This window comes from Escherichia sp. AM3 (assembly GCF_032029835.1).
Lineage (GTDB): Bacteria > Pseudomonadota > Gammaproteobacteria > Enterobacterales > Enterobacteriaceae > Escherichia > Escherichia coli.
In genome coordinates, this window is sequence record NZ_JAVUPQ010000463.1 from 1 (window position 1) to 712 (window position 712).

Here is a 712-nt window from a genome sequence, read left to right on the forward strand (position 1 = left end):
CTCAGCCTCGCCAAAATTCAACGCTTTTTCACGCAGGATGGCCCAGTCATGGCGGGCATCAATTGTCTGTTGCGTATGGGCGTAGCTTTCCAGCACGCGTTGGTGGAAAGTTTCGCAGAGGGGAACTGGCAGAAAAAGTTGATGCCGGAGCTTATCAATAATAAGCCGGGAGAGAGTGGTAAAGTCGACAGGATAACTGCCTGATGCCGTGACCAGATGAGCAGGAAATGCAAAGCGGTGATGCTGGGTTGGGGAGAAATAAGCCACTCTGAAATGGAGCGACTTCTGTTCGTCCAGCGGGATAATCAATTCGTCTGGCGGGTATTCCGCCAGTTGCCAGTCTTTGGTTTCACGAATCAAGGCATTCAGGAAGCACTGCGCAGCCACATCTGTGGCGGATTTTTCAGAGGGCAGGATCATAATCAAACAGCTCCTACACAGTAAAATAATAACAATTATGTCAATAATGATTCTCATTATCAATGAGAAATGTTATTGTCAGAAAAATTAATTTTACAAATAAACACAATTAATACATGGTGTTGAAACATTACAATGTCATCTAAGATCGAAGATACGCCCCAAAAAACCCTGTCCTGCTGGCCACTGGCGTTCAGTGCCGGTCTTCTCGGTATCGGACAGAACGGTCTGCTGGTTGTACTCCCTGTTCTGGTCATACAGACAAATCTGAGTCTGTCTGTATGGGCTGCCC

General features: G+C 46.8%; 2 pseudogenes. One reads left to right on the top strand and one right to left on the bottom strand.

Features of this window, described 5'->3' with window-relative positions:
• Positions 1 to 420 (bottom strand): annotated as a pseudogene (locus RTW80_RS26610) (IucA/IucC family siderophore biosynthesis protein); the annotation flags it as partial.
• A 135-nt stretch (positions 421 to 555) separates the two neighbouring features.
• Between RTW80_RS26610 and RTW80_RS26615 the strand changes: the two are divergent.
• Positions 556 to 712: pseudogene (locus RTW80_RS26615) on the top strand (MFS transporter); the annotation flags it as partial.